This is a genomic window from Pandoraea aquatica (assembly GCF_902459565.1).
GTDB lineage: Bacteria > Pseudomonadota > Gammaproteobacteria > Burkholderiales > Burkholderiaceae > Pandoraea > Pandoraea aquatica.
In genome coordinates this window covers 63,624-83,090 of record NZ_CABPSN010000002.1, presented here as the reverse complement: position 1 = coordinate 83,090, position 19,467 = coordinate 63,624, and the positions used below count along the sequence as shown (strand labels likewise).

At 61.9% G+C, this 19,467-nt stretch carries 18 protein-coding genes; 12 read left to right on the top strand and 6 right to left on the bottom strand.

The window, feature by feature from the left end; all coding sequences use genetic code 11:
- Positions 1-106 precede the first annotated feature (106 nt).
- The 3 genes from gyrB to dnaA all read right to left on the bottom strand — a co-directional run bounded on the left by gyrB (position 107) and on the right by dnaA (position 5,655).
- Complete coding sequence (gyrB, locus tag PAQ31011_RS05865; RefSeq protein ID WP_150574973.1) at positions 107-2,584, bottom strand: DNA topoisomerase (ATP-hydrolyzing) subunit B; 2,478 nt, start codon at positions 2,582-2,584, stop codon at positions 107-109.
- Between the two features lie 180 nt (positions 2,585-2,764).
- Positions 2,765-3,871 carry a DNA polymerase III subunit beta gene (gene dnaN, locus PAQ31011_RS05860; protein ID WP_046290265.1) on the bottom strand — a complete coding sequence of 369 codons (1,107 nt, stop codon included), beginning with the start codon at positions 3,869-3,871 and terminating at the stop codon, positions 2,765-2,767.
- A 239-nt stretch (positions 3,872-4,110) separates the two neighbouring features.
- Complete coding sequence (dnaA, locus tag PAQ31011_RS05855; RefSeq protein ID WP_150574972.1) at positions 4,111-5,655, bottom strand: chromosomal replication initiator protein DnaA; 1,545 nt, start codon at positions 5,653-5,655, stop codon at positions 4,111-4,113.
- An 818-nt stretch (positions 5,656-6,473) separates the two neighbouring features.
- Between dnaA and rpmH the strand changes: the two genes are divergently transcribed.
- The 5 genes from rpmH (at position 6,474) to mnmE (ending at position 10,725) form a co-directional block, all read left to right on the top strand.
- Complete coding sequence (rpmH, locus tag PAQ31011_RS05850) at positions 6,474-6,608, top strand: 50S ribosomal protein L34 (protein WP_010806664.1); 135 nt, start codon at positions 6,474-6,476, stop codon at positions 6,606-6,608.
- A gap of 61 nt (positions 6,609-6,669) precedes the next feature.
- Positions 6,670-7,107 (top strand): ribonuclease P protein component, encoded by a 438-nt coding sequence (gene rnpA / locus PAQ31011_RS05845; RefSeq protein WP_174990073.1) that lies wholly within the window; start codon positions 6,670-6,672, stop codon positions 7,105-7,107.
- A gap of 79 nt (positions 7,108-7,186) precedes the next feature.
- Positions 7,187-7,543, top strand: coding sequence for a membrane protein insertion efficiency factor YidD (yidD, locus tag PAQ31011_RS05840; RefSeq protein ID WP_084104123.1), 357 nt, complete (start codon positions 7,187-7,189; stop codon positions 7,541-7,543).
- A 24-nt stretch (positions 7,544-7,567) separates the two neighbouring features.
- Complete coding sequence (yidC, locus tag PAQ31011_RS05835) at positions 7,568-9,223, top strand: membrane protein insertase YidC (protein WP_150574970.1); 1,656 nt, start codon at positions 7,568-7,570, stop codon at positions 9,221-9,223.
- A gap of 107 nt (positions 9,224-9,330) precedes the next feature.
- On the top strand, positions 9,331-10,725 hold the full coding sequence (gene mnmE, locus PAQ31011_RS05830) for a tRNA uridine-5-carboxymethylaminomethyl(34) synthesis GTPase MnmE (protein ID WP_150574969.1): 1,395 nt from the start codon (positions 9,331-9,333) through the stop codon (positions 10,723-10,725).
- A gap of 239 nt (positions 10,726-10,964) precedes the next feature.
- Here mnmE and PAQ31011_RS05825 read toward each other — a convergent pair whose 3' ends face one another.
- The gene (locus tag PAQ31011_RS05825) at positions 10,965-11,771 is read right to left on the bottom strand and encodes a DUF2076 domain-containing protein (RefSeq protein WP_150574968.1); all 807 of its coding nucleotides are present in this window, start codon (positions 11,769-11,771) and stop codon (positions 10,965-10,967) included.
- A 313-nt stretch (positions 11,772-12,084) separates the two neighbouring features.
- Here PAQ31011_RS05825 and PAQ31011_RS05820 point away from each other — a divergent pair, with 313 nt between their 5' ends.
- From PAQ31011_RS05820 to PAQ31011_RS05800, 5 genes are all read left to right on the top strand, one after another.
- On the top strand, positions 12,085-12,438 hold the full coding sequence (locus tag PAQ31011_RS05820) for a hypothetical protein (protein WP_046290257.1): 354 nt from the start codon (positions 12,085-12,087) through the stop codon (positions 12,436-12,438).
- 14 nt (positions 12,439-12,452) lie between these two features.
- Complete coding sequence (locus PAQ31011_RS05815; RefSeq protein ID WP_150574967.1) at positions 12,453-13,001, top strand: hypothetical protein; 549 nt, start codon at positions 12,453-12,455, stop codon at positions 12,999-13,001.
- Between the two features lie 97 nt (positions 13,002-13,098).
- Entirely contained in the window at positions 13,099-13,473 is a 375-nt protein-coding gene (locus tag PAQ31011_RS05810) for a hypothetical protein (RefSeq protein WP_150574966.1), read from the top strand.
- A 208-nt stretch (positions 13,474-13,681) separates the two neighbouring features.
- Positions 13,682-14,266 carry an RNA 2',3'-cyclic phosphodiesterase gene (thpR, locus tag PAQ31011_RS05805; protein WP_150574965.1) on the top strand — a complete coding sequence of 195 codons (585 nt, stop codon included), beginning with the start codon at positions 13,682-13,684 and terminating at the stop codon, positions 14,264-14,266.
- A gap of 57 nt (positions 14,267-14,323) precedes the next feature.
- Complete coding sequence (locus PAQ31011_RS05800; protein ID WP_039401808.1) at positions 14,324-14,539, top strand: hypothetical protein; 216 nt, start codon at positions 14,324-14,326, stop codon at positions 14,537-14,539.
- Positions 14,540-14,673: 134 nt separating this feature from the next.
- Here the strand turns inward: PAQ31011_RS05800 and PAQ31011_RS05795 are convergent, their stop codons facing one another.
- Positions 14,674-15,468: an MHYT domain-containing protein gene (locus PAQ31011_RS05795; protein ID WP_150574964.1), complete on the bottom strand. Its 795-nt coding sequence runs from the start codon at positions 15,466-15,468 to the stop codon at positions 14,674-14,676.
- Between the two features lie 470 nt (positions 15,469-15,938).
- Between PAQ31011_RS05795 and PAQ31011_RS05790 the strand changes: the two genes are divergently transcribed.
- Entirely contained in the window at positions 15,939-17,504 is a 1,566-nt protein-coding gene (locus PAQ31011_RS05790) for a DHA2 family efflux MFS transporter permease subunit (protein ID WP_150574963.1), read from the top strand.
- A 235-nt stretch (positions 17,505-17,739) separates the two neighbouring features.
- Positions 17,740-18,687: a DedA family protein/thiosulfate sulfurtransferase GlpE gene (locus tag PAQ31011_RS05785; protein ID WP_150574962.1), complete on the top strand. Its 948-nt coding sequence runs from the start codon at positions 17,740-17,742 to the stop codon at positions 18,685-18,687.
- Positions 18,688-18,766: 79 nt separating this feature from the next.
- Here the strand turns inward: PAQ31011_RS05785 and PAQ31011_RS05780 are convergent, their stop codons facing one another.
- Positions 18,767-19,222: a MarR family winged helix-turn-helix transcriptional regulator gene (locus PAQ31011_RS05780; protein WP_150574961.1), complete on the bottom strand. Its 456-nt coding sequence runs from the start codon at positions 19,220-19,222 to the stop codon at positions 18,767-18,769.
- Positions 19,223-19,467 lie beyond the last annotated feature (245 nt).

Genomic DNA, 19,467 nt, shown 5'->3' with positions numbered 1-19,467 from the left:
TGGCAGTGCATTGAACGACATACAACGCGGCAAATGAAACAGCCCCGGAAGTGTCTCCACTTCCGGGGCTGTTTTGATGCGGTCATGCGGTTATCTACAACCACAATCAAACATCAATATTCCCAGCGCGCAGCGCATTGCTCTCAATAAACGCGCGACGCGGCTCCACATCGTCACCCATCAGCGTGGTGAAGATGCCGTCCGCTGCGATCGCGTCTTCGATCTGCACGCGCAGCAGGCGGCGCACCGTCGGGTCCATCGTGGTTTCCCACAGCTGTTCCGCGTTCATCTCGCCCAGACCCTTATAGCGTTGCTTCGAGAGCTTGCTCTCGGCGTCCGCCATCAGCCACTTCATCGCCGACTTGAAGTTCGTCACCGGTTGCGAGCGCTCGCCGCGCTTGATCGTCGCGCCTTCGCCGATCAGACCCTTGAACGTTTCCGCCGTCTTTTGTAGTTGCGCGTAATCCGCCGTCTGCAGGAAGTCCGGATCGATGACCGTCACCTTCACGTTGCCATGATGACGACGATCCACACGCAGCGAGACTACCGGGTCGGCATTCTCGACTTCTTCCGTCACCGCCGTGATCGTGATCTCCGGGGCCAGCGGGTCGTTGCTGAGTGCAGCTTCGAGCGCCTTCGCCGACTTCGCTGCCGCTTCCTCAGTGTCCAGATTGATCTCGACGCCTTCGGTCACGGCCGTCAGCACCGACGGCTCGTACAAGCGGCTCAGACGCTCGATCACGCCATCCGACAGCTGATAGCTGCGCGTCAGCTCGCCCAGCGCGTCGCCCGAAATCGGGGCAGCGCCCGTCGACGGCGTCAGCTCGGCATTGTTCAGCGCCAGCTTCAGCATGTACTGCGCCAGCTCGCTCTCGTCCTTGATGTAACGCTCGTCCTTGTTGTGCTTGACCTTGTACAGCGGCGGTTGCGCGATATACACGTAACCACGCTCGATCAGCTCCGGCACCTGACGGTACAGGAACGTCAGCAACAACGTGCGGATGTGCGCGCCGTCCACGTCAGCATCGGTCATGATGATGATGCGGTGGTAACGCAGCTTGTCGATGTTGTAATCGTCTTTGCCGATACCGCAGCCCAGCGCCGTGATCAGCGTCACGATCTGCTCGCTCGAAATCAGCTTGTCGAAGCGCGCCTTCTCAACGTTCAGCACCTTGCCGCGCAGCGGCAGAATCGCCTGGAACTTACGGTCGCGACCCTGCTTCGCCGATCCACCTGCCGAGTCGCCCTCGACCACGTAGATTTCGCACAGCGCCGGATCCTTCTCCTGGCAGTCCGCCAGCTTGCCCGGCAGACCCACGCCGTCGAGCACGCCCTTACGACGCGTCATTTCACGCGCCTTACGTGCCGCGTCGCGCGCGCGCGCCGCTTCCACGATCTTCGTGCAGATGATCTTCGCGTCGTTCGGCGTCTCTTGCAGGAAGTCCTCAAGCGCCTTCGCCACGTACTCTTCCACCGGCGCGCGCACTTCCGACGACACCAGCTTGTCCTTCGTCTGCGACGAGAACTTCGGCTCCGGCACCTTCACCGACAACACGCAGGTCAGACCCTCGCGCATGTCGTCGCCGGTCGTCTCGACCTTCGCCTTCTTGGCGATTTCGCTCTCGGCGATGTACTTGTTGATCACGCGCGTCATCGCCGCGCGCAGACCCGTCAAGTGCGAACCGCCGTCACGCTGCGGAATGTTGTTCGTGAAGCACAGCACCGTTTCGTTGTAGCTGTCGTTCCACTGCATGGCGACTTCCACACCGATACCGTCGCGCTCGCCCATCACGTGGAACACGGTCGGGTGCAGCACCGTCTTCGACTTGTTGATGTACTCGACAAAACCCTTCACACCGCCGCCAAACGCGAAATCGTCTTCCTTGCCCGTGCGCTGATCCGTCAGACGAATACGAACGCCGTTGTTCAGGAAGGACAGCTCGCGCATGCGCTTGGCGAGAATGTCGTAGTGGTATTCGACCTTGCCGAAGATCGTTTCGTCGGCCAGGAAGTGCACCTCGGTGCCACGCTTGTCGGTGTCGCCCAGCAGCTTCAGCGGCGACGTCTCAACGCCGTCGACCATCTCAAGCTCGCGGTTCTGCGGCACGCCCTGGTGGAACTCCATGAAGTGCTTCTTGCCGTCGCGACGCACGGTAAGCTTCAGGTAGGTCGACAGTGCGTTCACGCACGACACACCCACACCGTGCAGACCGCCCGATACCTTGTAGCTGTTCTGGTCGAACTTGCCGCCGGCGTGCAGTTCCGTCATCACGATTTCCGCCGCGCTACGCTTCGGCTCGTGCTTGTCGTCGAACTTGATGCCCGTGGGAATGCCGCGACCGTTGTCCGTCACGGAAATGGAGTTGTCGGCGTGAATGACGACGTGAATGTCGTCGCAGTAACCCGCCAATGCCTCGTCGATCGAGTTATCCAACACCTCGAAAACCAGGTGATGCAGGCCCGTGCCGTCCGACGTGTCGCCAATGTACATGCCGGGACGCTTGCGTACAGCCTCCAGACCTTCGAGGATCTGGATGGAGGCTGCGCCGTAGCCGTTTTCGGCCTGCTTTTGCTGTTCGCTCATGACAATCTTCCGGTTACTGCGTCATTGCTGACGAATTACTGCTTCATGACCTGCCGCCCCCCGCACGCTTTTGGCGCTCCGAAGGCCGCTTATCCCGCAAAAGGATAATTCTCTAGAAACGCCAAAGGGGCGCTCGGCCCCTTCGCGCATATGTGACGGCGCGTATGGCGGAATATCCGCTCAGATGCGCATCGGCATGACGACGTATTTGAATTCGTCGTTGTCCGGCAGGGTGATCAGTGCGCTCGAATTGGCATCGCCAAGGCTCACCTTCACTTGCTCGACCTTCAGGTTCGACAGCACGTCGAGCAGATACGTCACGTTAAAGCCGATATCCACCGACTCGCCCGTGTAATCGATCTCGATTTCTTCCTGCGCTTCTTCGTTTTCGGTGTTGTTCGCGCTGATCTTCAACTGGTTTTCGCTCACCAGGAAACGCACACCCTTGAACTTGTCCGACGTGACGATCGCCGCACGTTGCAGCGAACGGTGCAGCTCTTCACGGCTGATCACGAAGCTCTTGTTGTAACCCTTCGGGATCACACGATTGAAGTCGGGGAACTTGCCCTCGACCAGCTTCGACACCAGCTCGACGTTCGCAAAACGGAACTTGACCTGGCTCGGTGCCACGTCGATCTGCACCGGATCGTCGATGTCTTCGAGCAGACGCTGCAACTCGAGAATCGTCTTGCGCGGGATGATCACTTCCTGACGCGCAAACTTCTCACCGGCAATCGTCGTGTTGCAGTACGCCAGACGGTGACCGTCCGTCGCCACCGCTTCGATCTTCTCGCCCTCGACCACCAGCAGCATGCCGTTCAGGTAGTAACGGATGTCCTGCTGCGCCATCGCGAAGTGCACCATGCCCAGCAGTTGGCGGAACGCACGCTGCGGGAGCGCGAAGCTCGCGGCGTAGTCGTTGGCTTCGGCCACCGTCGGGAAATCTTCGGCCGCCAGCGTTTGCAACTGGAAACGGCTCTTGCCAGCCTGCACCGTCAGACGCTTGTCCGACAGCGAGAGCGCCACTTCGGCGTCCGGCATGTTGCGCAGGATGTCGAGCAGCTTGCGTGCCGCCACGGTCGTCGCCACATCGTCGGCGCCGGCACCGCAGTCAGCGGTCGTGGTGATCTGCAACTCAAGGTCGGTCGACAGGAAGGAAATGTCCTGTCCGTGCTTGCGAATCAGCAAATTGGCCAGAATCGGCAACGTGTGGCGACGCTCGACGATGCCACTCACAATTTGCAGCGGCCGCAGCAGATTGTCTCGTTGAGTTTTGACCAATTGCATATTTATCCTTCGTAGTAACTGTTAACGGGTGCCAGTTTCTGCTGAAACCCGAAGATTCCCTTATCAATCAATCGCTTGCAGATGGGATAACAGGGCGGAAAACGCTGTGGACGAGCCGGGGACGCATTGTGCGCCGATCCGCTATTGTGCCCGAAAACACCAGTTCCCCCCAAACCGCACCCAGCTTATCCACAGGGATGCAGGCAACCCCGCCCGTCCCCCTGCGCCTTCGCCGGCTGTTACCCCTTGAGCGTCTGCTCCAGCACGTGCAACTCGTGATTGAGCTGCGCATCCTTGCCTCGCTCTTCCGCAATCTTGCGTACCGCGTGCAGCACCGTCGTATGGTCGCGGCCACCGAACAGCTCGCCGATTTCCGGCAAGCTCTTCTGCGTCAGTTCCTTCGCCAGATACATGGCAATCTGCCGCGGCCGTGCAATATTGGCAGGCCGCTTTTTCGAATACATGTCGGCGACCTTGATATTGTAAAAATCGGCGACCGTCTTCTGAATGTTCTCGACGGAAATCTGACGATTCTGAACCGTCAACAGATCTTTCAGCGCTTCCTTCGTCAGCTCGATCGTGATCTCGCGGCCGTGGAATTTCGAGTACGCCAGAATCTTGCGCAGCGCACCTTCCAGTTCACGGACGTTCGAGCGCAGGTGCTTACCGACGAAGAACGCCACGTCCTCCGACAATCCCACGCCTTCGGCCTGCGCCTTCTTGATCAAAATCGCCACGCGCATTTCGAGTTCTGGCGGCTCGATGGCCACCGTCAGCCCCGAATCGAAACGCGAAATCAGCCGGTCGTCGATGCCGGTGATTTCCTTCGGATACGTGTCGCTCGTGATGATCACCTGCGCACGGTTCGCGATCAGCGCCTCGAACGCGTAGAAGAATTCTTCCTGCGTACGGCTCTTGCCGGAGAAGAACTGAATATCGTCGATCAGCAGCAGATCGAGCGAATGGTAATAACGCTTGAATTCGTCAAATGCCTTGCGTTGATACGCCTTCACCACGTCGGATACGTACTGCTCCGCGTGGATATAACGAATGCGCGGGTTCTGCTTCTCGGCCAGCAACTGGTTGCCGATGGCGTGGATCAAGTGGGTCTTACCCAGACCGACGCCGCCGTAAAGGAACAGCGGGTTATACGAAGTCCCCGGGTTGTTCGCCACCTGAATCGCGGCAGCGCGGGCGAGCTGGTTCGACTTACCCGTCACGAAGTTGTCGAAGGTCAGCACCGGGTTGAGCTTCGAGCGCTCGTAAATCGACTCGACTTCGCCGACTTGCACCGGCTCTTGCGGCGTGACGCGCCAGTTGCGACGCACGGCTTCGGCTTCGCTCGCTTCCAGATCGGGACGTTCGCCGTCGAGTGCTGCGGCATCTGCGGCATGGTTGCCGTTCGCGCCAGCCACGGCTGCGTGGGCAGCGGTAGCCGTCGGATTGGCGCGCGCGACGCTCGCCGGCACCGAAGCGGGCGCGGCACTCGGTGCCGGCGGCGGGGTGACGGTCGTGGAGGAAGGCACCCGCAAACTGGCCTTCGGATCGACAACGAACGTCACTTCGATCGGGGCGTTCCAATAGTCCGACGCCATGCTCTGGATACGCCCGGAGAATTGGCTCTTCACCCAGTCCATCTTGAAGCGGTTGGGGGCGCCAATCTTGAGCGTGCGCGCCTGTTCGTCGAAATCGAGCGGTGCCAGCGGTTTGATCCAGGTACGGAACTGCTGAGGCGTGAGCTCTTGTTCGAGACGGGTCGCGCAGTGTTGCCAGAAGTCGTTCATGCAGCGTGTGTCCAGGTGGCGCGGGGCCCATCCGACTGCTTCGTCTGGCGCTCTTGCCGTCCACTATCCGTTACATCAGATATGGGGGCAGAACGCGCCAAACCAAGCCGGCAATCCGTCCGCCAATGCATGGGGGGACGGATGACCGGCCGGGATCGAGTCGGACCAGCGGCGCATTGCAGACGTCCGGCATTCGACGAACCACGGCGCGGCGCTCGGGCTTGGTCTCGCGCGTACGGCCGGTCGCTCCGGCGCGCGCAGACGACAAAACCCGGCGCGCTATCCACATGGCGGCGTCACCGGTACTCTGCTGGGAAAAAAATTGATGGGGGATTTTACCGCCAAAGCGTCCGCAAAGCGAGTTATCCACAGGAATGCCCACAGCACGCGCATCTCCGGGCGGGCGTACCGCGTTAACCCATCTGAGTTCGCGCGATGGCTGCGCAAATGACCAGCAATTGCGACGATTTGCCGCGACCGCCAGAACATCTTCACGATTTCCCATTTATCCACCGGCAAAAAGTGAAGCTTCGGGCAATTTCCGCCATTATCCACAGCCACAGCCCCACGGGCTGGCGGTTCCGCGACAACGGCGACACCGATCGTGTACGGATGCGCTCGGGGCGATGGCTAACCTATTGACACACAACGGAAAAGCCGATTAAATAGCGGGTTCGTTAGAAAGATAACCGGATTCCTATCCAACTCCCGACGGCTGGGTCATGCGTGAAAGTCCTTGAATTTGCAGGTTTTCACGGTGTCCTTGTGGCGTTTTACGATGCTGCTGCGCGGGAATTTTTTCACACAGTGAGTGCATCATGAAACGTACTTTTCAGCCTTCCGTGACGCGCCGCAAGCGCACCCATGGCTTCCTGGTTCGCATGAAGACCCGTGGCGGCCGCAAGGTCATCGCCGCTCGTCGCGCCAAGGGCCGTAAGCGCCTGGCCGTCTAATCGCGGTTCTCGGTCGTACCGCGGTTTGCGCGTTAAATCCGCAAGGCGCGAAGTCCCGGCACTGGGGTTTCCCAAGGCCGCGCGACTTCTCAAAACGGATGAGTTTTCATCCGTTTTTAGTTTGCGCCCTCTGCGTCGCAGCGCGCACTTCGTGTTGTATATGCGCTGGCGCGAAAACGCGCCGGACACCCCTGCCGATGCCACGCCTCATGAAGGCCGCATCGGCATTGTCGTCGGTAAGAAGCATGCGCCGCGCGCGGTCACTCGCAATCTGATCAAACGTCAGGCTCGCGAGATGTTTCGTCAGCGTCGTGAGGCGCTGGCCGGCTGGGACTTCGTACTGCGACTGACCCGGCGATTCGACAAGGGGACGTATACGGCGGCCGCTGCGCCAGTGTTGAACACACTGTGCCAGACCGAGTTCGCGCAGCTCTTCGACGCAGCCGAGAAAGCTGCCCGCAAGCGCCGCGCGTCCGACGACAAGACGGAAGGTAGTTAGTCCCACACGGTAGCGCCCGACCCCGGGCATGCGCCGCCCACCCGGTCACCCTGTGGCCGGACTGACAGGCGGAATCGAGATGCGAAGCGTGCTGTTGTTGCTCCTGCGCGGTTACAAGCTGGTGATCAGTCCCTGGCTGGGGAACCGTTGCCGCTTTCATCCGAGCTGCTCCGACTACGCACGCGAGGCCATCGTCGAGCACGGTGCCGGTTACGGCACTTATCTCGCGGCCCGGCGTCTATGTCGCTGTCATCCGTTTCATCCCGGCGGTTTCGATCCCGTACCGCCGGCTCGACACGTCTGTAACGTTCCCGACACCCCCGCCGATGGCGCCGACAAGGCCGCCGGAAGCGACACGTCGCGAGCTAAGCAGACGGTCTCGTCCGGGCCCGCGGCCGCATCGGCAGTTACGCGCCGCGCGCCGGGCCATTCCTGAGTTTCGTCCACCACGAGTTACCGCATGGACATCAAACGCACCGTACTCTGGGTCATTTTCGCGCTGTCTGTCGTGATGCTTTTCGACAACTGGCAACGCGCCAATGGCCATTCGTCGTTGTTCTTCCCGACGCCGGAAGCTTCTGCCCCGGCCGCCACGGGTAACAATCAGACGCCGGCTAACGATCTGCCGCAATCGGCCAACGCCGCTGCCGCCGCAGGTGCCGCACCGGGTAACGCACCGGCCGCTGCTGCTGCGCAAAAGGTCCGTATTACGACCGACGTCTATGAAGCCGACATCAGCACGCAGGGCGGCACGCTGTCGTTCCTCGCGCTCACGAAGTGGCCGGACGCCGACGAAGCCGACAAGCACGTCGTGCTGTTCGACAACACCCCGAGCCATCAGTACTTCGCTCGCACGGGTCTGATCGGCGGCGACTTCCCGAACCACAACGACATCTTCACGCAAGTGCCGGGCCCGACCACGATGACGGGCGACACGCTGACCGTGAAGTTCGAATCGCCGGTCAAGGGCGGCCTGCAGTTGGTGCGTGCTTACACGTTCCATCGCGGCAGCTATGTGATCGACGTGTCGAACACGATCGTCAACAAGACCGACGCCGCCATCAAGCCGACGCTGTACATGGAACTGGTGCGTGACGGCCGTGAAATCAGCGGCGCGAAGTTCTCGCACACGTTCACGGGCCCGACGGTCTACAGCAGCGACGAGAAATTCCAGAAGATCACGTTCAGCGACATCGACAAGGACAAGGCGAAGTACGTCAAGCAGTCGAGCGATGGCTGGATCGGCATGGTGCAGCATTACTTCGCCACGGCCTGGATTCCGAAGGAAGGTGCAACGCGCGACAACTACATCGGCAAGCTCGACAACGGCCTGTACCGCGTTGGCGTGAAGGAGCCGCTCGCCAGCATTCCGGCGAATGGCAGCGAGACGGTCGATGCACGTCTGTTCGCCGGTCCGCAGGAAGAGCACATGCTCGAGCAGATCGCGCCGGGCCTGGAGCTGACGAAGGACTACGGTTACTTCACGATCCTCGCCAAGCCGCTGTTCTGGCTGCTCTCGAAGCTGCACGCGCTGATCGGTAACTGGGGTTGGGCGATCATCGCCGTGACCGTGATCATCAAGCTCGTGTTCTTCCCGCTGTCGGCCGCAAGCTACAAGTCGATGGCACGCATGAAGGAAATCACGCCGCGCATGCAAGCACTGCGCGAACGCTACAAGAGCGACCCGCAAAAGATGAACGCGGCGCTCATGGAGCTGTACAAGACCGAGAAGGTCAATCCGTTCGGCGGCTGTATCCCGATCGTGATTCAGATTCCGGTGTTCATTGCGCTGTACTGGGTGCTGCTCTCGTCGGTGGAAATGCGCGGCGCGCCGTGGCTGGGTTGGATTCATGACCTTTCGACGCAGGATCCGTATTACATCCTGCCGGTGCTGATGGCCGTGTCGATGTTCATCCAGACGAAGCTGAACCCGACGCCGCCGGATCCGATGCAGGCCAAGATGATGATGTTCATGCCGCTGATTTTCTCGGTCATGTTCCTCTTCCTGCCGTCCGGTCTGGTGCTGTACTACGTGGTCAACAACACGTTGTCGATCGCGCAGCAATGGTCGATCAACCGAATGCTCGGTAGTAAAAAGAAGGAAAAGGCGGCCTGACGATTCAGGTCCGACCGTCTGACTGACACAGCCGCCCGCGAGTCTCTCGCGGGCGGTTTTGTTTGGTGCATGTCAAAATAAGCCACTGTTTTTCAACGAATCGTTCCATGAGCGCTACCGTCTCCACCGTTCCGATTGCCGCCATTGCCACCGCCCCCGGACGCGGCGGTATCGGCGTGGTGCGTGTCTCCTTCGGCAAGCATCGCGGCGAGGCTGTGCAGCGTGTCATTGCGCGTCTGGTCGGTCAGCCGTTGAAGCCGCGTCACGCGTCGTATCTGCCGTTTCTTGACGGTGCGGGCGACGCGCTCGATCGCGGTATCGCGCTGTACTTCCCCGGTCCGAATTCGTACACCGGCGAGGACGTGCTGGAACTGCAAGGCCACGGCGGACCCATCGTGCTGCAATTGCTGTTGCAGCGCTGTATCGACGAAGGGGCTGAGCTTGGCGTGCGCCTTGCGGAACCGGGGGAATTCACCCATCGGGCGTTCCTGAACGACAAGCTCGATCTGGCGCAGGCCGAGGCAGTGGCCGACCTGATCGAGGCAAGCACCGAGGCGGCGGCACGTTCGGCAAGCCGGTCGCTGGACGGTGCGTTCTCGCGCGAGATTCATTCGCTGGTGGATCTGGTCATTCACCTGCGCATGCTGGTGGAAGCGACGCTCGACTTCCCGGAAGAAGAGATCGATTTTCTGGAAGCCGCCGACGCGTTCGGGCAACTCGAACGCATCCGTGCGCAGTTGGCGCAGGTGCTGTCGCAGGCGAAGCAGGGCGCGTTGCTGCGCGAGGGGATCAACGTCGTGCTGGCGGGTCAGCCGAACGTGGGCAAGTCGTCGTTGCTCAACGCGCTGGCCGGCGCCGAGCTGGCCATCGTCACGCCGATTGCCGGGACCACGCGCGACAAGGTGCAGCAGACGATTCAGATCGACGGCATTCCGCTGCACATCATCGACACGGCGGGATTGCGGGAGACGGAGGACGAGGTCGAGCGCATCGGTATCGCGCGCAGCTGGAGCGAAATCGCGAAGGCGGACGCCGTGCTGCATCTGCTCGACACGCGCACCGGCATGACCCCGGAAGACGAAGTCATTGCAACGCAACTGCCGAAGCATGTGCCTATCGTACGTGTGTACAACAAGACGGATCTGGCGGGCGAACCGGCGACGGTACTGCCGGAGGAAGGCACGGCGCCGCTGGGTGTTCGCTTGTCGGCGAAGGGGGGGCAGGGGATCGATTTCCTGCGTGCCGAATTGCTGAAGATCGCGGGATGGCAGGCGGGCAACGAAGGCGTGTTCCTGGCGCGGGAGCGTCACCTGTCGGCGCTGCGCGCGGCGCGAGATCACGTCGAGATGGCAGACGCTCATGCGCGTCAGAACGCCGGTGCCCTCGACCTCTTCGCCGAGGAATTACGTCTCGCGCAAGAACAACTCAGCACAATCACCGGCGAGTTCACTTCGGACGATTTGCTGGGGGTGATTTTCAGTCGGTTTTGTATTGGAAAATGAGTTTGGTGTTGGCTTCGCCGGGTATTTCGCCACTGGACCAAGACGCTAAGAAGAACCCGCCAGATCCATCGGCTTCCAGATAATCAATTCATAACCATTTTGTTGGTGTCAACAAAATGGTTATGACGAGAGCCGACGCGCTTGCACTAGTACTCGCTGGAACACCACTTTTTGCCGAGGCTCGCGGCGGTCACAGCGATAAGTCAGCGAGCGCACATCCGCGCCCGCTGCCTTCTTCATCAAATGAAATTCGAATCGTCGTCGTAGTCGCCGGTGTCCATCAGGCCATCGTCGATGTTCGAGAAATCCGAGTTCGACGTATCCAGGAAGTTGTCGCTTCCGTTGCCATTTGCACCACCACTCCCGCTACCGTTTCCGTTCTCGTAGATCGTGTTGTTGATGATCGTCTCCGAGGGCATCATGCCGCTACCCAATCCGCCCATCGCCGGTTGACCGAAGAAGCCCCCGCCGCCGTTGCGGTGGAACAGGCTCTCGATGCCCTGGAAGAGGAAAGCGCCACCCGCCACGCCAGCGGCTGTCGTGGCGATGCTGCCGAGCGTGCCACGTGCGCCGTCGCTCAACCATCCTGTACGTTGAGCCGGTGCAGCCGGTTGGGGGGACGGCTGGGCCTGCGCCAGTGCCTGCATCTGCGTCGGGTACGACGCCGGCGCTGCCGCCGGACCTGCACCATAGCCGCTTACGCCAGCAGTCCCCATCGCGCCCGTTGCGCCCGCCGCATTCCCACCGTTCCCCCACGCATTACCTCCGCCAAGGAACGAATCGTGAGCGCCGCCCTGAGCATTCTGTCCACCTTGCGACGCCTGCGCAGCCTGCAACTGCGATTGCAACGTCGCAATCTGCGCGCGCGCCGAGACCAGCGCATGGTCGAGCAGCAATGCGCGCTGCACGAGAAGGTAAGCGGCGTCCGGCTGACGGCGTACTGCGTCGGCAATCAACGCTTCCGCCTGTTCGTCCTTGACGCCCGCCTGCGCTTGCGTGAGTTGAGTCAGAAAGCTCTGAAGGGTCTGCATTTCTTGCGGGTTCATGATGGGCCTCTGTGAGCGGCACTTAAGTCGCGAGTGTGGTGCGAGTGACGAACCCAGTATGCGAAGCCAAGCTTAAGCGGATCTTAAGACGCTTACCCGGCGCTCACCGCACGTGTAACCACATGTAGCAGCCCGCTCGCGATACACGCTTCGATACACGATCCGCACTACCTCCCGCACCGCTTCCCGCACCACCACCCGCCCCCAAAAGGTAATGCTTTGAAACACTTCTAACAGGCATCGTAATTGCTCCGCGGGGGCGTCGGGCCTAGACTCGGAGACGTCAGCTCCAGGGTTCTTCGAGGTCCGTGTCGTGAAACGTCTTCCTGTTGTCCTCGGCTTCGTCGCCGTAGCCGCTGCTATGGCCAGCAGCAGCGCCTTCGCCTGGCATGGCCGCGTGGGCGTCTGGGTCGGTCCCGGCTATTACCCATACCCCTATGCCTATCCGTACGCCGCACCGTCGCCGTATTACGCGCCGCCCCTCGTCGTCGTGCCCAGCCAACCGCAGCAGTACGTCGAGCAACCGCAAGCCGGTGCGCAATACGATCAGCCCGGTGCGAACAGCGACACCTGGTACTACTGCGACAAGGCGGGTGCCTACTATCCCTACGTGAAAACGTGTCCGGCCGGATGGCGCGAAGTGCCCGCGCAACCGGCATCGAACTAATCGGGAAACACGTGATGTCATTCGACTCGCAGCCTCGCCTGAATCGCCTGAATCGTATTGCGGCCCCCGTCGCCGCCGTTATCGCCGCCGCAACGCTCGCGGGTTGCGTCGTGGTCCCCAACGGGCCAAGCATGATGGCGCTGCCCGGCACCGGTAAGTCGTTCGATCAGTTCCGCCAGGACGACTTCAACTGCCGCCAATACGCGTCCGGACAAAACGGTGGCGTGGATACCGCCACGGCCGCCAATACCAGCGCCATCGGTAGCGCCGTGCTCGGCACCGCGCTCGGCGCGGCAGCGGGTGCAGCCATCGGCGGCGGATCGGGTGCCGCCATCGGTGCCGGGGCCGGCCTGCTCGCAGGCGGGGCCGTCGGTGCGGGCAGCGCTCAGTCTTCTGCATACCTGACGCAAAGCCGTTATGATCAGGCCTACGTTCAGTGCATGTACGCCTCAGGCAATCGCGTTCCCGTGCGCGGCGACATGGTGTCGTCGCAACCGATTCAGCGCTATGCACCGCCGCCGCCTCCGCCTCCGGGCTGGAAGCCGCCGCCCGGCAGCTACTGACCCCTATCGACAATAGCGAGAAGACAAACGTAGGCCGACGTTAGCTCACTGGGGCACAGACGCCGGCAGCAGTTTGTGTTCTCGCACGAGACATCCGATGGCCCACGATTCGACGCCCCGCTTTTCCTCCCGCGCATTGAGCGCGCCCCCGCTGAAGACGTCGCTGCGCAAAATGCTGTGGATGACGCTGCCCGTCGCCATCGCCGCCGCGTTGTTCGTCTCCCCGCACGCACGCGCGCAAAACACCGCCGCACCGGCGAATGGAACGGGCGCGGCACCCGCAGGCGGTTCGTCCGTCTTCAATCCGAGCGCAGATATCTCGCGCGCGGTCTCCCGAGACACCACCGACACGGCGATCCAGAACAACTGGAACACCATCACGCGTCCGCCCGCACCCAAGGCCGAGGAGAAGCCGCCTGAGACGCCGCGCCGCAATCGCCGGGGCATCACGCCGGGCATCTCCACGAACTGATATCGGACGAATCAGACGAGAGGGCTACGTCTCGGGCACCGACGATTGCCGACGTCGGGCGAACGTCGTCCTGCGCGTGCCATCGTCGTATCGCCGATCATCGTGTGGCCTCGCATGCCCGCGACGCTGGCAATCCATGCACCTGGCATTCGCCTGAGCGCCCGCCTACTATGAGAATCATCAGTCGGATCCATTCCCTGGTGTTTCCATGCGACTCTTCCTTGCGCTTTGGCCAGGGCCGGGCGTGCGCGCGCAGCTTCACGAATGGGCCTTGTCGGCACATTCTGAATGCGGCGGACGCGTGCTCCGCGCCCAGACGTTGCACCTCACGCTCGCCTTCCTCGACGAGGTCGATCCCGCGCGTCTGCCCGTGTTACTCGCGCTCATGCAACGCACGCCGCTCGAACCGTTCACGCTGACCTTCGATCATCTGGGCTATTGGTCGGACAGGAAGATCGTCTGGGCGGGGGCACCGAGCGTGCCTGACAACCTCATCGCCACCCGCAACACGCTGCTTTCTCAATGGCGCGCCACCGGTGCGCGAGTGGTGACGCAGTCCTTCCGTCCCCATGTGTCGCTGCTACGTCATGCGCGACGCGCGCCGTCGGATCTCTATCCGCCTCCGCTCACCTGGCATTGCGACGGCTACGTCCTCGTGCATTCCGTGCGCACACCGCGCGGTCCGCACTATCGCTTGCTGGCGGAGCACCATAACGGACAACCCGACGCCTTTTTCGAGACGTCCGCCGAGAAATCGGCAATGCCCGCAACGCAATACGGTATAGTCGGATGACGATGTGCCGGCCGTCCGGTCGGCGTGTCGGTTTCTCGTCATTCGCAGGAGGCTCAAGTGCAAGTCGGATCGATCGTCAAATCCAATCACATCGCAGTGCCGCGTGGTGCCATTGGCATCGTGACCCGTGTGCTGGGTCATATGGCGATGGTTAAGTGGTATGCCGGCCAACCTGGTGCATCGCGCGAGCTCAACACTGAACCGTTCGATATCGTCGACCTGATTGAAACAGGCGACGTCATGCCTGTCGGAGGAAGCCCGATCCTGCACTGATCAGGGTGCTGCGCCGTGAGGCGTCAGGTAGTCGGAATACGAAAAACGCCGGTCCGTCGAAAGACAGGCCGGCGTTTTTCATGGATTCGATGGATGCTGCGCGACGTCCGAAAAGTGTGCCTCAGATGTACGCCTCAAACATGCCCTGCACGCTGACGCATAAGCGCATCGAGCCGCGCAGCCATGCGCTCACGCCGTCGGCGCGACGTGCGATACAGCAGCACCGCCATGCCCAGCAGCACCACGCAGGCAATGGCGAACACGCCGTATGGCAGCGTGTCGCCGCCGAGCCGCAGGCTGACCTGCGCGCGCGTCTCGGCGGTGCAGATGATCGTCCCGGCGCGCATGCCCGTGTAGTGCATGCCGCACACGGCGACCGCCATCACCAGCGCCGCCAGCGCACGTTGCAGACTCGTCTCCAGATGGAACGCCAGCCACAGCGCCACGCTCGCCGCCACGATGGCGATCAGCACGGACAGCGCAATGATCGTCGTATCCCATTCGAAATATGCCTGCGTGCGCACCGCGCTCATGCCGAGATAGTGCATGCCGGCGACGCCCAGCCCTGCGCCGACGCCCGCGATCGTGCATTGCAGGATGTTGCGATACGGCGCGCGGGCCACGAACCAGAGCGCCGCCCCGGAGACGACGACCGCAAGCACCAGACTGCCGAGCGTCGGCCAAAGGGAGTAGGAAACGGGAAACGGCATGCGTTGCGCCGCCATCCCGATGAAATGCATGCCCCAGATGCCGATGCCGCCGAGCGCCAGCGCAGACACCGAGAGATAGCCAAGGCTGATGCGTCCGTCTTCGTCACGAATGCGCGACGCCGCCACCAGCGCGACATAAGCCCCCAGCGCCGATATCACGAAGGAAAGCAGGACAAGGAATTCGCTGTAATAAAGGGGAACGACGCTACCTGGCTGCATGGGCTTATCCTGTGATTTTGCTGTCGCCGGAACGCCGGTAGGCGGTGGACGAGCGTTTCTTATTTGAGCCTGCACGACATCGATAAAGCGACGACAGCGCCCCGGGGACTGCGACGTTGCATCGCTAACGTCGGGCGCTACCGGCGATTCAATCCCGCCGCCCGAACGCCGTCAAGAGGCAAAAACGTCTGACGTTCGGCCGGCACCGATGAATCACCGCGCCAGCCACAAACGCCTCGATCCGGGCCGGTCGCAAATCCTTGCAGGGCGCGTGATTCACGCAAGATGAGCCAATTTGCGAGAGAGTTACGAGCGCAAGCTGACAATTTAGAGGTCGGATTCCAAACCTGTGTCGCACAGCGCGCGCGATGTGCGGCACCATCCGGGGAAGACTTTGGCCGCGATGCCACGGACGCCGGACGCTACCGGGGCCGACATCGTCCGGCCACCAATACAGGGAGACGCTTTACATGGCAGACGCCGTCACGGCATCCTCCGCCGCCCCGCCGCAAGGCGCACCGCTCACTGGCGCACGACTGGCGATCCTCACCGTAGGCCTCGCGCTGGGCACGTTCATGGAGGTGCTCGACACGTCCATCGCCAACGTTGCGGTACCGACCATCGCCGGGAGCGTCGGTGTGTCGAACAGCCAGGGCACGTGGGTGATCAGTTCGTACGCGGTGGCCGCCGCCATCGCCGTGCCGCTCACCGGATGGCTCGCGCGACGTGTGGGTGAAGCCAGGCTCTTCGTCATGTCCGTGGCGGCCTTCACCATCGCGTCGATGCTGTGCGGCCTCGCGCCGAACATGGAGTCGCTGGTCTTCTTCCGGCTGCTGCAAGGGCTTGTCTCCGGCCCGATGGTGCCGCTCTCGCAAACGATTCTGCTGCGCAGCTTCCCGGAGAAAAAACGCGGCCTCGCGCTCGGCTTGTGGGCCATGACCGTCATCGTCGCGCCGATTTTCGGCCCTGTCGTCGGCGGCTGGATCACCGACAACTACACGTGGCCATGGATCTTCTACATCAACGTGCCGGTCGGCATCTTCTCAGCGGTGTCGTGCTACTTCCTACTGCGCGGCCATGAGACGAAGACGCAGAAACTGCCGATCGATCTCATCGGCCTCGCGTTGCTGGCCATCGGCGTCGGTTCGTTGCAGATGATGCTCGACCTCGGCAAGGACCGCGACTGGTTCAACAACAGCCTGATCGTCACGCTCGCGCTCACCGCCGCGATCTGTCTGTCGTTCCTGATCCTGTGGGAGCTGACGTCCGACAAACCGATCGTCGATCTCACTCTGTTCAAGGACCGCAACTTCGCGCTGGGCGTGGTGGTGATCTCGTTCGGCTTCATGACGTTCTTCGCGTCGGTCGTGATCTTCCCGCTGTGGTTGCAAACGGTGATGGATTACACCGCGGGCAAGGCCGGGCTTGCGACCGCACCGGTGGGCCTGCTGGCGCTCGTTCTCTCGCCCATCATCGGGCAGAACATGAACCGCTTGAATCTGCGCGCCGTGGCCTCGTTCGCATTCTTCGTGTTCGCGGGGGTGTCCTTCTGGAACTCGCATTTCGCGCTCAATCTGTCGTTCGCCAAGGTCATCGAGCCGCGTCTCGTGCAGGGCATCGGCATTGCCTGCTTCTTCGTGCCGGTCACGACGATCACGCTGTCCAGCATCTCGGACGATCGCCTCGCAGCGGCTTCGGGCTTGTCGAACTTCTTCCGGACGCTCTCGGGCGCCATCGGCACGGCAGTCAGCACGACGATGTGGGAGGACCGTGCGATCTACCATCACGCACGGCTCGTCGAGCACGTCACCCCGTATTCCGACGCCACGACGAGCTACCTCGACCAGCTCCGTCAGGGGCTCGGTCTGGCGAACGGCGCGGATCTCGGGGCGCTCAACGATCTCGTCACGCGGCAATCCTTCATGCTGGCGACGAACGACATCTTCCATCTGTCGGGGTATGTCTTTCTTGCGATGGCGGCGCTGGTTTGGCTGACCAAACCGAAGAAGGGGACGTCGGCCGCGATGGGGCACTGATACCCGGTCACCCCTATTGGCCCCTATTTGCCCCGCCGCGCCGGGCATTATTGGCGCGATAGGGGCGTGTGTTCCCTGTACATCACGGGCATCGTTCCAGATCCGCAACAATACTTTTCGACTTCACGGCTTCTGAGCGTCACGGCTCAGCGCTAACATGCGGTATTGCGCCCGATGGGGCGTATTTGCGTTTTGATTCCCCCCGCAACGTTTCATCCGCCAACAGGTACCCGGCATGTTGTTCGATCTCATCGCCCGCTTCGGGCTCTGGCTCGTCTTTCTGAATATCTTCGGACAGGCGCTGGGGTTGCCGTTGCCGGCTTATCCCACGCTCATCGTGACGGCCTCGACGTCGCTGTTCCCGCCGGTGTCGATCGTCGCGCTGGCGGTCTTCGCGGCACTGCTGGGCGATGCGCTCTGGTTCCTCGCCGGACGCCGTTATGGCCACCACATCCTGCGCCTCATGTGCCGACTGTCGATCTCGCCCGACACGTGCGTGAGCCGCACCGAAGGGGCCATCGGACGTCACGGTGTGCGGGTGCTGATGTTCGCGCGTTTTGTGCCCGGCCTCTCGGCGCTGTCGGTGCCGATGGCCGGTGCGCTCGGCGTCTCGTGGCGCACGTTCCTGATGTACGACGCGATCGGTGCCGTGCTCTGGTCCGGGCTGGCCGTGGCGCTCGGCGTCGGCTTTGCCTCGCACATTGTCGCGGTGCTCGACGCCTTCGATACGCTGGGCCGCGGTGTGCTCTGGCTGGTGGTGCTGATCTTCGCGCTGTACCTGCTCAACCGCTGGCTCAACCGTTACCGGCTGTTGCGCTCGCTGCGCATGGCGCGCATCGGCGTGCAGACGCTCGAATCGTGGATGAAGGACGACATCACGCCGGTCGTGATCGACGTGCGCTCGGCAGCGCGCCGCGCCGTGGATCCGTTCACGATTCCGGGGGCACTGGCCATCGAACCGGACGAGATCGCCGCCAAGCTGAAAGACATCCCGCGCGATCGCCGGATCGTAGTGTTCTGCGCATGTCCCAACGAAGTGACGGCGGCGAAGCTGGCGCAAGAACTGCGTCGGCAGGGCTTTTCGGAGGTGCGCCCGCTGCTCGGCGGGCTCGATGCATGGCGTGACGCTGGCTACACCGTCGAGAAAATCGACGGCATGGAAATGCTCGTGCCTGCGCACTGATTTCCGACGGTGGCGCATTCGATTGCGCACAACTGAATGACGCGCGCTTTTCTGCAAGGAGGCGCGCGTTTTGTTTTGATTACGCGTCGTTGAGCGCGTCGCGCAATTGCAGAAGCAGGTTACGCAATGTCTTTTGCGCCGTGTCCGACTGGCCCGTCGCTGCCTGCACTTGCGCAGGCACCTGACGCGCCTCACGACGCAGATTCACGCCGCGTGGCGTGAGATCGATGAACACCTGACGCTCGTCGACTTCACCGCGACGACGCGTCAAAAGCCCCATGGTTTCCAGTCTTTTCAGCAACGGCGTCAGCGTGCCGGAGTCGAGTCCCAGACGTGCGCCGAGTTGATTGACGGCGATATCGTCCTGCTCCCAAAGCACGACCATCGCGAGATATTGCGAGTAGGTCAGACCGAGCCTGTCGAGCATCGGTTTGTGTGCTTTAGTCATCGCCAGCGATGCGGAGTACAACGCGAAGCCCAATTGATCTTCCAGACGCACGGGCGTTTTTTGTGCGGCCTTTTTGCTCACTGCCATTCGGGTATTACGCTTCAGTTCCAATTCAATTGCGCGCCATTCTATTTCACCGCGCGGAATGTGACCAGCGCGAAGAACGGTCGGAAACGTCGACGCTGGCGTGTCGCTCCGATCACGTTGGCTGACGGGGCAGGTTGACAGCTGCACGGTGTCGCTCCCGTTCGACGGGCCGGGAAAGGCCTCGGAACCCGCAGCATCGCGAAATCCATCTCCCCAAGACCGGGGCGTAAGCCTACGGCAGAAAA

Excerpts from the sequence above, each read along its gene's own strand:
- gyrB (WP_150574973.1), bottom strand. The coding sequence starts at position 2,584 with ATGAGCGAACAGCAAAAGCAGGCCGAAAACGGCTACGGCGCAGCCTCC.
- dnaN (WP_046290265.1), bottom strand. The coding sequence starts at position 3,871 with ATGCAATTGGTCAAAACTCAACGAGACAATCTGCTGCGGCCGCTGCAA.
- dnaA (WP_150574972.1), bottom strand. The coding sequence starts at position 5,655 with ATGAACGACTTCTGGCAACACTGCGCGACCCGTCTCGAACAAGAGCTC.
- rpmH (WP_010806664.1), top strand. The coding sequence starts at position 6,474 with ATGAAACGTACTTTTCAGCCTTCCGTGACGCGCCGCAAGCGCACCCAT.
- yidD (WP_084104123.1), top strand. The coding sequence starts at position 7,187 with ATGCGAAGCGTGCTGTTGTTGCTCCTGCGCGGTTACAAGCTGGTGATC.
- yidC (WP_150574970.1), top strand. The coding sequence starts at position 7,568 with ATGGACATCAAACGCACCGTACTCTGGGTCATTTTCGCGCTGTCTGTC.
- mnmE (WP_150574969.1), top strand. The coding sequence starts at position 9,331 with ATGAGCGCTACCGTCTCCACCGTTCCGATTGCCGCCATTGCCACCGCC.
- PAQ31011_RS05825 (WP_150574968.1), bottom strand. The coding sequence starts at position 11,771 with ATGAACCCGCAAGAAATGCAGACCCTTCAGAGCTTTCTGACTCAACTC.
- PAQ31011_RS05815 (WP_150574967.1), top strand. The coding sequence starts at position 12,453 with ATGTCATTCGACTCGCAGCCTCGCCTGAATCGCCTGAATCGTATTGCG.
- PAQ31011_RS05810 (WP_150574966.1), top strand. The coding sequence starts at position 13,099 with ATGGCCCACGATTCGACGCCCCGCTTTTCCTCCCGCGCATTGAGCGCG.
- thpR (WP_150574965.1), top strand. The coding sequence starts at position 13,682 with ATGCGACTCTTCCTTGCGCTTTGGCCAGGGCCGGGCGTGCGCGCGCAG.
- PAQ31011_RS05795 (WP_150574964.1), bottom strand. The coding sequence starts at position 15,468 with ATGCAGCCAGGTAGCGTCGTTCCCCTTTATTACAGCGAATTCCTTGTC.
- PAQ31011_RS05790 (WP_150574963.1), top strand. The coding sequence starts at position 15,939 with ATGGCAGACGCCGTCACGGCATCCTCCGCCGCCCCGCCGCAAGGCGCA.
- PAQ31011_RS05785 (WP_150574962.1), top strand. The coding sequence starts at position 17,740 with ATGTTGTTCGATCTCATCGCCCGCTTCGGGCTCTGGCTCGTCTTTCTG.
- PAQ31011_RS05780 (WP_150574961.1), bottom strand. The coding sequence starts at position 19,222 with ATGGCAGTGAGCAAAAAGGCCGCACAAAAAACGCCCGTGCGTCTGGAA.